This is a genomic window from Rhizomicrobium sp. (assembly GCF_056722145.1).
This window is the reverse complement of record NZ_JBWZET010000305.1, coordinates 1-11,332: the sequence shown is the minus strand read 5'-3', so window position 1 is coordinate 11,332 and position 11,332 is coordinate 1. Positions and strand designations below refer to the sequence as shown.

Here is an 11,332-nt window from a genome sequence, read left to right as displayed (position 1 = left end):
GGTGACGGTTGCCTCCACTCCATGGCGGCGGTGAAACGCGATCAGCGCGGAGATATCGACATCCGCGACGCCGTCGCCATAGGTCATGCAGAATGGTTCGCGCGGATCGAGCGCGGAACGAATGCGCTTGAGGCGGCCGCCGGTCATGGTGTCGACGCCGGTGTCGATCAGCGTGACGCGCCACGGCGGCACCGGTCCGCCGAGAAACTCCATGCTGTTGCGGGCGAAATCGAAGCTGACGTCGGAGCGGTGCAGCACGAAATTGGCGAAATATTCCTTGATGAAATAGCCCTTGTAGCCAAGGCACACCACGAAATCGCTGACGCCGTGCGCGGCGTAGATCATCATGATGTGCCACAGGATCGGCTGGCCGCCGATTTCCACCATCGGCTTGGGGCGGACGCTGGTCTCTTCGCTGAGGCGCGTGCCCATTCCGCCGGCAAGGATTACTGCTTTCATTGCTGCGCTCATGCCACGGCGCGCTGCGTTCTGGCAAGAATGTAGTGAGGTACAACAAATGCCGCTCCGGCAGCCTTGATCGGCGCTCCGCTTCCACGCTAACGAGGGGCGATGTTCAGAACCTGGCCCGTCAGCTGGTATGTCGTGTTCGGGCTTCTTGCCTGGGGATTGCCGGCCGCGGTCCTGCTGGGGCCGGTGGCGATCGGCGCGAGTCTGCTGGCAGCGCTGCCGGTCCTTATCTTTTGCTGGAACGATCGTAGCCGCTTGCAGGCGGCCGCGGCGCACGACGAGACCGACCCGGCATGGTTGAGCGCCGATTTTTCGATCGCCCTGATGGCGGCCGCGGTGCTGTTCACGGTTTACGATGCGGTATTCGGCAAGCAGATGCTGCAGCAGAACGTGTTCTTCAATCCGCACGCGGTTGATGTCGTCATCCGCGATACCGATGCCGGCGTGGGCCAGGGCCGCAGCCTCGTCAACCTGGTCGGTGATTTGATGGTGTTCATGCCGTTCATGCTGGTTGACTTGGCGCGACGGTCGCAGACGCGACTTCGGCTGGCGATGATGGCGGTGGCCGCAATGTGCATCTTCTATCAATCGGGTGCCTCGCGGGGCATGTTGCTGATGAGCGCATTCGCGTGGTTCGCGGGATCGGGACGGCTGACGCTTTTTCGCGTCATCGTCGGGGCCGCGATCGCGCTTGGGCTTTACGAGATCGCGTCGGTGCTGCGCGGCGACACCGCCAACACGCAGTATTCCACTCCGATGGGGGATTCGATCATCTGGCCGTTCATCAATCTCGGGATGCTGAACGACGCGGCGTGCGGCGGCAGTTCCGTGATCGGTTTCATTGGCCAGTTCCTGCAGAAATTCCTGCCCGGTTTCCTCGTCCACAAAAGCGTATTCTCGTTCAATGTCGAAATGACGCTGTGCCTTTATCCGAGCGATACCGACAGCTTCGACGCCGTTTCGATCTACACCTGGCTCGGCGAGATGATTTATTACCGGCCGACGCTGGCTGTGGCGCTGGTGGCGGGTGTGATCGTCGCGCTGGAACTGAGGCTCGTCGATGCGGTGCTGAACGCGCTGCACTTGCCGGCGACGCGGATTTTCGTCGGGCTGATGTGCGTCTACATGCTGCGCTCGCGCATCCAGGATGTCTATTCGTACCTGTTGCTGCTGATCATATTTGGCACCATCGTGCTGATGCCGCGCATTTTGGCGTTCGTCACGGCGAAGCGCTGGCGCCCGGTGCCGACGTGAAGGCGCTCTACGTCGGGCCGATCGACGTCCGCACCCAGAACGGCATGACCCAGCATCAGGAAACGCTGCTCCGCGCGATGGCGGCGGAATTCCGCCTCGATGTGCTGTCGCTGTTCGCGCCGCCGCGTGCGGCTCAACGTTGGCTCGATGCGCGCGGGATCAAGGCGCGGGTGCGGCGTGGGCCGATGGCGCAATTCGCGCGCTGGAACGCGCTTGCGTGGCAGGCGGCAGGAACGATGCTGGCGTGCAAGCTGAAATGGCGCGATCACTTTCCCTTTTTTGTCACGACGCCGCTGCGGACGGCGGGCTATGACCGCATCTTCTGTTACTACGCCTGGGGCGTGATCCTGCTGCGGCTCGACCGGCTCGGCGACAAGGTCACGGTCAATCTCGGCGATGTCATGGCCGGGCGCCATGCCCGCATCGGCCGGCGCACCTGGATCAGCCTCAGCGATGCCGACGAAGCGCGGGTGCTGCGGGCGCCCATCCGCAATGCTGCGATCTCGCAGTTCGATGCCGACGAATTCGCGCGCCGCTATGGCGTGCGCCTGCCGGTGATCCCGAGCGTGCCGCCCGATCACGCCGCGCTGACGGCGCTGGCCGCCAAGCCGCGCCCGCGGGAGGCGGGATTTTTCGCCGGCAGCGGCAACGCGATCAATCGCGCCACCTTGCGGCTGCTGGCCGAGCCGCGGTTTCTCGCTGCGTTGCGCGCCGCCGGGATCGGCTTCGTGATCGGCGGTGCCATCTGTCGCGACGTGCCGGCGGATTTGCGCGCGGCATTCGCCCGCGGCGGCGCGCGGTTGCAGGGTGAAGTCGACACCATCGGCGATTTCTACAGCGGCGTCGGTGCGTTGGTGGCGCCGGTGGGACCGTCGAGCGGGTTGAAGATGAAATCGGTGGAGACGCTGCTGGCCGGGCGCAGCCTTGTCACCTCGTGCTGGGGCACCGATGCGGTGTTTGATGGTTTTGCGGGGCAGGTGTCGGTGCTCGATTGGCCACCCCAGCCCGACGCGATGGCGAATGCGGTGATCGCGGCGTTGGAGGATACGACATCGGACCGCTCCGCCGCGGCGATACAGTATGTAGAGCGCGCGATGGGCGCGTTTTTGCAATCGTTGCGGGCCTAAATTCCCTGCAGGAACGGCAGCCAGCGGCGGCGGAACATCGCGGCGCCGCCGAGTTCGCTCAGCGCGACGGGATCGACCGGGGAGCGATCGGTCTTGGCGGCGAGACGGAGCAGGATCACACGCATTTGCTCGGCGAGGCTTTCAGGACCGTCTGCCAAGCGCAGCTCGTAGAACAGGCCGTAACGTTTCAGGGTCTCGCGGAACGGTTCGAAGGCGGTGCCGATCACCGGGATCGAACTCATCGCAGCATCGAGCGTGACGCCGGACTGGTTGAGCGGCACGCCGTAGGGATTCCATACCGCCGCGCACTCGGACAGAAAGGCGAACTTGTCGGCCTCGCCGAAGCCGCCGCCGGGGGCGGGAAAATAGGCGGGCTCGAAGCCTTCGCGGCGGATCACCGGTTCGAGGCCGGCGAACACATGCTGCAAACGATGATGGCGGCGAGCGCCGATAAAGCCGATGCGGCGGGCGTTGGAGGCCGGCGGTGGCCGATCGTCGCGAAACGGCAGCGGCAGGAAAACATCGCCATGCGCCATGCGGTCGTAGCGCGGCACCGCGACGAGATCGGCCACGCCGCGGAACGACAACTCGGCGAAGGCGGCGAGAAAGCTGTAGAACAGCGGATCGTCCTTCACCAGTTTCTGCCCCAGGCCGCCGGGCTCGTGCAGGTAATAGACGATCCTGGCGCCGCGAATTTTGCAGGCCCACGCCAATGCCAGCGACGCCGGCGAGTTGTCCCACGTCACCACGGTTGCGTCGCGCGTGATTTTGCCGATGTCGGAGAGATGGGAAATCAGATCGTAGCGCGCCGGCGTATCGTAGAGGCGGCCGTACCGGACGATGGCACGGGCGTGGTCGAGCAGCCCCGGCTTGCGCGGATGGCACAGGCTGAAAACGGCGCGCACCTACTCCACCATCTGATGCAAGGGCGCGTGGCGGTGGCGGCGGGCCGCAAACCGCGGCGCGCCGAACTGAGCCCATAACCCGCCGATCGCGGTTCCTAGCAACGCGCCCAGCACCCACAGCACCGGCAAGTTGGGCGAAACCGGCCGCGACGACACCTCGGCGCCCCCGAACGGTTCGGCAGCGAAGGGCAGGTTGGAACTGGCGGCCATGCGCAACTTTTCCTGCTCCGACGCGGTGTCGATCAGCGCCTGGCGGTATTCCGCGACCGTGACCTTGGTGAGTTCGCGATTGATGTAGTCGATGTAGTTGGTAGCGCGTACCATGGTGCGGTCGCGCAGATAGCCGTCGATCGCCTGATGCAGTCCGAGCAGCAGCCGCGACGCGGTTTCGGGATGATCGGAGCGGATCGAGATCGTCGTCAGGCGGGTTTTCTTGTCGCTGTCGATGGTGACATTCTTTTTCACGTAATCCTGCAGCCGCGCCGCATCGGGCGGTGTCCAGGCCCGCACCGGATAGCCCACGACCGCCGCGATCCCGCGCTCTGCCGCCAGGACCGGCGAACGGCGCGGATGCCAGGTCTGGCTTTCCTGCGACCATTCCTCCGGAAACAGCGCATGCATCAGGGTTTGGTCCTTGGTCAGCCGTTCCATCGTCACGCGCGCGTCGAGCCCGGCGAGATAGTAGTCGAACGCGTCGTTGTGGCCGGCGAGCGGATTGGCCATGCCCAGCATGCTGCCGAGATTGCCGAGGCTCTTGAGCGAGGTCGTCGCGTTCTGCGCCGTCGGCGTTACCGTCAGGGCGACCTCATAAACGCGCGGCGCGACGTGGGCGTAGATCGATGCCAACACGATGCCGACCGCGGCACCGGCGATGAGGGCGTGTCGGCTGCGGATGAGAAACGCCAGCACCGCACGCCAGATTTCCGCGGTGTCGGTCGGGGCGTAGAGCGATTTTTCCACCATCCCGCACGCGTATCAGCCGCCGCCCAACTCGCGCAAGCGCGCAAACGCCATGACGCTGCGGCAACCATTGTCCGTACAGGGACAAATGTGCGACGGCATCCAACGGGTTGCATCAGGACGCCTGCTTCCTTAACACTGGCGGCGGGGATTGAATTCAAGGAGTGGCAGCGTGAGCGAACAGGTCTTTGCCGACGGCGTCGGCCCGATCGTGGTGGTGGGCGGAACCGTCCGCCTCGATTTCATCACCTTCGTCCCCGAGGAGGGCGAAAACAGCTCGCGGCCGAAGCCGGTGGTGGATCATCGCCTGTTCATGCCGGTGGAAGCTTTCCTGATGGCGGCGCGTCGCATCAGCGAAGCAGCTGAGGCCATCGCCAAGCTCGAACGCGACAAGGGCCCCGCCCGCACGGCGGCGGCGACGGCTCCCGTTGCCGTGGCTGATCCGGCAGCCGCAGATGTTCCACCTGCACCCCCGCCACCCGAGCCGGTTTCAACCGACGCGCCGCCGGCTGAGCGGCCAAAACCACCATTCCCTTGAGATAGCTTCCCTGCTGTTTGCGGTGGTCGAATTATAGATAGCTGACGCGACGCGACGTCTCGCACCAGCGCGTGCTCCGGTTATATTGCTGCCGACAGGCAGGGCGGGCCGGGCATGACTGAAACTGTTTCGTTAGCGTACAAAGGTGCGGGCCAAGCGGTCTGCGAACAGACCGGCTACAAGGCGCTGGCCGCCGTCGCGCGGCATTTCCAGCTCGATTGGAGCCTGCCGCGCCTGCTCCATGTCTACGGCAAGGATGGCGAGCCTGCCGCCGAGGAGCTTGCCCGCGCTGCCCGCAGCGAGGGTCTCAAGGCGCAAGTTCACACCCTCGACTGGGAGCGCCTGCAGCGCTTCGCCAAGCTGACTCCGTTCATGGCGAGGCTGAAAACCGGCGGTTATGTCGTGCTGCTGCAGACGTCGGTCACGCTCCAGGCCAAGCCGGGAGAAGCCGCGGCGCCGGAGGGCGAACATGTCGTCATGTTCAATCCGCGGGCGCCCGAGGCCAATCTGTTTCCGGTGCCCAAGGCCGAGTTCCTGGAATACTGGACCGGCGAAATCATTCTGCTGAAGCGGCTCTACAAGCTGTCGGATTCCAACCGCCGCTTCGGGCTCGGCTGGTTCGTGCCGGAATTGTGGAACCAGCGCGTGCTGCTACGCAACGTCATCATTGCGGCGTTGGCGATGCATTTCCTGGCGCTGGCGGTGCCGATCTTCTTCCAGATCGTGATCGACCGGGTGCTGGTCTATCTGTCGATCCCGACCCTGACCATAATCACCACCGGCGTGATCGTGGCGGTGGTATTCGACGGCATGCTGTCGTGGCTGCGCGGCTTCTTTATTCTCAACACCGCGAGCCGGATCGACATCAGGCTGGCGCGCAAGACATTCCGGCATCTGGTGGCGCTGCCGATCGCCTTTTTCGAGCAGCAGCTTGCCGGCGTCGTCACCAAGCACATGCAGCAAGGAACGCAAATCCGCGAGTTCCTCACCGGGCGGCTGCTGACGGTGCTGCTCGACATGCCGGCGCTCTTGGTCTTCCTGCCGCTCCTGATGTGGTACAGCGTCCGGCTGACCCTGGTCGTGCTCGGCGTGACGACGATCCTGGGTCTCATGATCGCAGCGATGATCGGGCCTTACAGGAAGCGCCTGCGCCATCTTTATCAGGCGGAAGCGCAACGCCAGTCGCTGCTGGTGGAAAGCATCCACGGCATGCGGACCATCAAGTCGCTGAACCTGGAGCCGCGGCGCGAAGAGGAATGGGACGATGCCGCCGCCGAAGCGGTGCGCACCTATGTCCAGGTCGGCAAGATCAGCCTTGCCGCCAACACCTTCTCGCAGATCACCGAAAAGGCGATGACCATCGCCATCGTCGCGATCGGCGCCTTCCTGGTGTTCGACAACTCGCTGACCGTCGGCGGTCTGGTCGCCTTCAACATGCTGTCGGGGCGCGTCGTCAGCCCGGTCTTGCAGCTCATCGGCCTGCTCAACCACTATCAGGAAGTGCTGATGAGCGTCGAAATGCTCGGCAACGTCATGAACCAGCCGACCGAGCAGACCAATCGCGGCCTGACCCCGACCTTGAAAGGCGATATCGTCGTCGACCGCATCACCTTCCGCTATCCCAACACCGATCGCCCGGCGCTCAAGGATTTCTCGGTCGATATCGGTGCCGGCAAGATGATCGGCATCGTCGGCCGCTCCGGTTCGGGCAAGACGACGCTGTCGGCGCTGCTGCAGGGCCTTTATTATGCCGGCGAGGGCGCGGTCCGCATCGACGGCCACAACATCCGCGATATCGATCTCGCCTATTTGCGCAGCCAGATCGGCGTCGTGCCGCAGGAGCCGTTCCTGTTCCGCGGCACCATCAAGGACAATATCCGCATGGGCCAGCCGACGGCCGGCTTCGAGGATATCGTCAATGCCGCCCGCATAGCCGGTGCCGACGAATTCATCCAGCAGCTGCCACAGCGCTACGACACCCTGCTCGAAGAAGGGGCGGTGAATTTGTCGGGCGGGCAGAAGCAGCGGCTTTCGATCGCCCGCGCGCTGCTGCGGCGGCCGCGGATCATCATCTTCGACGAGGCGACGTCGTCGCTTGATCCGGATTCGGAAGCCATCGTGGTCCGGAACCTCGCCCAGATCGCCAAGGGACGCACCACCATCGTGATCTCGCACCGGCTGCAGACCATTCGCGCCGCCGACACCATCCTGGTGCTCGAAAATGGCCAGCTTTCCGATGCCGGGCGTCACAGCGAGCTTCTCGAACGCAACGCGATCTACCGCCTGTTGTGGTCGCAGCAGATGGCGAGGGCGGAATGAGCCGGTTGCTGTCAGACGTGATCTACAGGGCCGGCCAATGGCTGAAGCGCCGGCGCGCCTGGTCCGATCGCACGGTCGACAAGCTGTTCGGCGGCGTCGATCCCGACAGCCAGATGGCGCACGCCTTCAAGACCGACGCCGAAGCCCTCGAAGAGGCGCCGATCCCGCTGTCGGCCCACATTGCGCTGTACGCGGTGCTGACGTTCCTGGTGCTCGCGATTCTCTGGTCCATCGTCGGCACGCTCGACCGCATCGTCGTGGCGCAAGGCAAAATCGCCACCAAGACGCCGCTGATCGTGATGAGCCCCTACACCACCTCGCGCATCCTGCAGTTGCACGTCCAGCCGGGCGATCACGTCAGGAAAGGCCAGATCCTGGTGTCGTTCGATCCCGCCTTCGCCCAGGCCGACGTTGCCGCGCTGGACCATAAAGTGCGCTCGTCTGCGGTCGAAGTGGAACGGCTGGAGGCGCAGCTCGGCGGCACCTCGTTTGCGGCCGCGCCCGACGATCCGCCGGAGCGCAAAACGCAGGCGCAGATCTACACCCAGGAGCAGGCGACCTACGCCGCCGAAATCGCGCAGCGTGCCAGCCGCATCAGCGCTCTCCACGCCCAGATCAATGCCGATGTCGCCGCCATCGACGGGCTCAACAACCAGCTTGCGATGGCCAACAAGGTCGTCGGCATCTATCAGGGCCTAGTGCAGCAGAAAGCCGGCGCGCCACTCGACGTGATGAAGGCACAATCGAGCGCCATCGATGTCCAGATGCGGCTGCAGAATACCGAGGGCGACCTCAAGAAGCTGACCGACCAGCGCAATGAAACCGCAGCGGAGCGGGCCTCGTTCCTCGACAAGTGGCGCAGCGATCATAACCAGCAACTGGTCAAGGCGCGCCAGGACCTCGCTGAGGCCAGCGAGACGTTGAACAAGGCGCGGCAGATGAAGGAATATGCCGATCTGCGCGCGCCGGCCGACTCCGTGGTGCTGGAAATCGCCGACCGCTCGGTCGGTTCGGTGATGAAGGAAGCCGAAACGCTGGTGACGCTGGTGCCCGACGGCGCCGATCTCTATGCCGAAGCCAATGTGCCGGCGCGCGATGTTTCGCACCTGCACGTCGGCAATACCGTGCGGGTAAAGCTGGAGGCCTATCCGTTCCAGAAATACGGCACCATCGACGGTCGCCTCGATGTGCTCTCGGCCGATTCCGTGCCGCTCAAGGAGGGCGACAAAACCTCGCTGGTCTATCACGCCCGCGTGCGGCTGTTGACGCCGGCGCAGGACCTCGTGCACCGCGGCTGCAAGGTGCGGCCCGGCATGGTGCTCAGCGCCGAAATCAAGACCGGCAAGCGCACCATCGCGTCCTATGTGATGAACCCGATCCTGCGCACCGCCGACGAAGGCATGCGCGAGCCCTAAAACAAACGCCCTCGGATTGCTCCGGGGGCGTTTCGATTTCAGCAGGTCGCGCCGGGCAATCTTACTTGGAATACTGCTTCAGGATTGCCTGCAGCGCCGGAGCGATATCGGGGCGCTTGAGGCCGACCGCGATGTTGGCGTGCAGGAAGCCGACCTTGTCGCCGCAGTCGTAGCGCTCGCAGAACGTCTCCACCGCGTGGAACGGCATCTTGCCGATCAGCTTGGCCATCGCGTCGGTGAGCTGAATCTCGTTGCCGGCGCCGCGTTCCTGGCTGTCGAGGATTTCGAAAATCTCCGGCTGCAGGATGTAGCGGCCGATGATGCACAGGTTCGACGGCGCCTTGTCGGGATCGGGCTTTTCCACCAGCGCCTTCACTTCGGTGGCATTGCCGTGCTTGGCGCCAGGATCGACGACGCCGTAGCGCTTGGTTTCTTCGCGGGTCTTTTCCTCCGCCGCGACGATGCAGCCGCCGCCGACACGGTTATAAGCTTCCACCATCTGCGCCACCGAGCCCGGCGTTCCCACCATCAAATCGTCGGGCAAGAGCACGGCGAACGGCTCGTTGCCGATGAAATGGCGAGCGCACCACACCGCGTGGCCGAGGCCGAGCGGATTCTGCTGACGGACGAAGCCGACCGAACCGGTCTTCGGCAGCATTTCGAGCAGGCTGTTGAGCTGTTCGGTCTTTTCGCGCGCCGCCAGCTGCGATTCGAGTTCGTAGGCATGGTCGAAATGGTCGGAGATGACCTGCTTGCCGCGCCCGGTGACGAACACGAACTGCTCGATGCCCGCTTCCTTGGCCTCTTCCACGGCATATTGCACGACCGGCTTGTCGACGATCGTCAGCATCTCTTTGGGGACAGCTTTGGTCGCGGGAAGGAAACGCGTGCCAAGGCCGGCAACCGGCAGGACTGCTTTACGAACGGGGCGCGGAGTCGTCATAGGAACCTGTGTGTATGTTGACGTGCTTTGCACCCTCTCTTCGCACATCGGAGCGGTTTGCGTCTACTCGCAATCGGTTGCCTTCCTGCCGGTAGGGCGCGAACGGCAGCGGCTTTGCAATAGTATGATGACAGCGCTGGCAGAACCGGCCGCCGAATCGATTCGTCGGCTCGCTGACGCTGCGCCAGCTCGGCATTGACGAGCTCGCGCCAATCCCGGCACGGTAGGTACATTGGTGCCATTCCAAATTAGATTGGAGGATACGTGCGGGCTTGGCTGGCGGTAGTCGCTTTGCTCTTCGCGCCGGCTGGTGCCGGTCCCTGGGCCGAGCCGGGCGATGCGGCCTTGCGCACCGATATCGAACTCCTGGCCGGGGCCGGCGCGGTCGATTCCATCACCACGCATTGGCCGTTGCCGTGGGCGGGACTGAACGATCGTCTCGATAGCGCGCCGCTGACGACGATGCCCGATTACCTGCGCGCCGCGGCCGATCGGGTGCGCCGTCTGGGCGGCAGTGCAACGCGCACCGGCCAGCTCACCGAAACCGTCACCGTCGACGTCGCCAGCACACCCACCCTGGTGCGCGGTTTCGACGGGCTCGGCCGCCAGACGCTGCAAGGCCAAGTCGCGGCCGAATATCTCTGGAGCAGCACCGCCCTGCATGTGTCGCTCGGCGCCCGCACCACCGCGAAAGGCGATCATCAGGTGCTGGTGGCCGACGGCAGCTATATCGCCCAGCGGATCGGCGATGCGGTGGTCTATGCCGGCCTCGTCGATCACTGGTGGGGGCCGGGGTGGATTACGGCGCTGTCGCTTTCCACCAACGCGCGGCCGATCCCGCAAGTGGGCTTTGCGCGCCTCTCCACCACGCCCTTCGAAACGCCGGTGCTGTCGTGGCTGGGACCGTATCAGATCGAATTCTTTGCCGGCGTGCTCGATGGGCCGCGCGTCGCCCGCAACACCCTCTACAGCGGCCTGCGCTTTGCCTTCAGCCCGATCCCATATCTCGAAATCGGCTTGTCGCGTACCGATGAGATGTGCGGCTCGGGCCATCCCTGCAAGCCGCTGGCGGGCTATTTTGATCTGCGGAACGATCCCACCAAGGTCAATGTCGTCAACGATCAGGGCGCCTTCGACATCCGCTACGGCCGCCTGTTCACGCATTGGGGGTTTGAACTCTACACCCAGGACATGAACGAGGATTCCAACCCGATCTCGCATTCGGCGACCAGCCATCTGTTCGGCGGCAGCCTGTTTGTGCCAACGCGGCAGGGCGTCGGGCGATTGACCGTGGAATATACCGACAGCGTCGCCACCGAAAACCTGTTCGGCGGTACGCTGATGCACGGCATTGCCTACAACAACTATGATTACGTCGATGGCATGCGCTATCGCGGCCGCAC

General features: G+C 64.3%; 10 protein-coding genes. 6 read left to right on the top strand and 4 right to left on the bottom strand.

All coding sequences use genetic code 11. The features are described from left to right. Positions 1–459, bottom strand: a 459-nt coding sequence (locus tag AC1P6P_RS16245) for a sugar phosphate nucleotidyltransferase (protein ID WP_481403493.1), incomplete at its 3' end; no start/stop codon positions are given. Positions 460–570: 111 nt separating this feature from the next. Here AC1P6P_RS16245 and AC1P6P_RS16240 point away from each other — a divergent pair. Both AC1P6P_RS16240 and AC1P6P_RS16235 read left to right on the top strand, forming a co-directional pair. After that, complete coding sequence (locus AC1P6P_RS16240) at positions 571–1,722, top strand: hypothetical protein (RefSeq protein WP_481403492.1); 1,152 nt, start codon at positions 571–573, stop codon at positions 1,720–1,722. Further along, positions 1,719–2,849 carry a glycosyltransferase family protein gene (locus AC1P6P_RS16235; protein WP_481403491.1) on the top strand — a complete coding sequence of 377 codons (1,131 nt, stop codon included), beginning with the start codon at positions 1,719–1,721 and terminating at the stop codon, positions 2,847–2,849. The genes AC1P6P_RS16240 and AC1P6P_RS16235 overlap by 4 nt, the downstream gene beginning before the upstream one ends. On the opposite strand, the gene AC1P6P_RS16230 is transcribed toward AC1P6P_RS16235, so the two are convergent. Then, positions 2,846–3,754, bottom strand: coding sequence for a hypothetical protein (locus AC1P6P_RS16230; RefSeq protein ID WP_481403490.1), 909 nt, complete (start codon positions 3,752–3,754; stop codon positions 2,846–2,848). The genes AC1P6P_RS16235 and AC1P6P_RS16230 overlap by 4 nt on opposite strands. Beyond that, on the bottom strand, positions 3,755–4,717 hold the full coding sequence (locus tag AC1P6P_RS16225; RefSeq protein WP_481403489.1) for a hypothetical protein: 963 nt from the start codon (positions 4,715–4,717) through the stop codon (positions 3,755–3,757). Positions 4,718–4,886: 169 nt separating this feature from the next. On the opposite strand from AC1P6P_RS16225, the gene AC1P6P_RS16220 reads away from it, so the two are divergent. The 3 genes from AC1P6P_RS16220 to AC1P6P_RS16210 all read left to right on the top strand — a co-directional run bounded on the left by AC1P6P_RS16220 (position 4,887) and on the right by AC1P6P_RS16210 (position 8,986). Continuing rightward, positions 4,887–5,252, top strand: coding sequence for a hypothetical protein (locus AC1P6P_RS16220; RefSeq protein ID WP_481403488.1), 366 nt, complete (start codon positions 4,887–4,889; stop codon positions 5,250–5,252). Between the two features lie 114 nt (positions 5,253–5,366). Beyond that, positions 5,367–7,571 carry a peptidase domain-containing ABC transporter gene (locus AC1P6P_RS16215; RefSeq protein ID WP_481403487.1) on the top strand — a complete coding sequence of 735 codons (2,205 nt, stop codon included), beginning with the start codon at positions 5,367–5,369 and terminating at the stop codon, positions 7,569–7,571. Continuing rightward, positions 7,568–8,986, top strand: a complete 1,419-nt coding sequence (locus tag AC1P6P_RS16210) for an HlyD family type I secretion periplasmic adaptor subunit (RefSeq protein ID WP_481403486.1) — start codon at positions 7,568–7,570, stop codon at positions 8,984–8,986. Before AC1P6P_RS16215 ends, AC1P6P_RS16210 begins: the two co-directional genes overlap by 4 nt. Before the next feature lie 61 nt (positions 8,987–9,047). On the opposite strand, the gene galU is transcribed toward AC1P6P_RS16210, so the two are convergent. Beyond that, entirely contained in the window at positions 9,048–9,929 is an 882-nt protein-coding gene (galU, locus tag AC1P6P_RS16205) for a UTP--glucose-1-phosphate uridylyltransferase GalU (protein WP_481403485.1), read from the bottom strand. Positions 9,930–10,193: 264 nt separating this feature from the next. Between galU and AC1P6P_RS16200 the strand changes: the two genes are divergently transcribed. After that, on the top strand, positions 10,194–11,332 hold a 1,139-nt coding region (locus AC1P6P_RS16200; RefSeq protein WP_481403484.1), incomplete at its 3' end, for a capsule assembly Wzi family protein.

Excerpts from the sequence above, each read along its gene's own strand:
- AC1P6P_RS16240 (WP_481403492.1), top strand. The coding sequence starts at position 571 with ATGTTCAGAACCTGGCCCGTCAGCTGGTATGTCGTGTTCGGGCTTCTT.
- AC1P6P_RS16225 (WP_481403489.1), bottom strand. The coding sequence starts at position 4,717 with ATGGTGGAAAAATCGCTCTACGCCCCGACCGACACCGCGGAAATCTGG.
- AC1P6P_RS16215 (WP_481403487.1), top strand. The coding sequence starts at position 5,367 with ATGACTGAAACTGTTTCGTTAGCGTACAAAGGTGCGGGCCAAGCGGTC.
- AC1P6P_RS16210 (WP_481403486.1), top strand. The coding sequence starts at position 7,568 with ATGAGCCGGTTGCTGTCAGACGTGATCTACAGGGCCGGCCAATGGCTG.
- galU (WP_481403485.1), bottom strand. The coding sequence starts at position 9,929 with ATGACGACTCCGCGCCCCGTTCGTAAAGCAGTCCTGCCGGTTGCCGGC.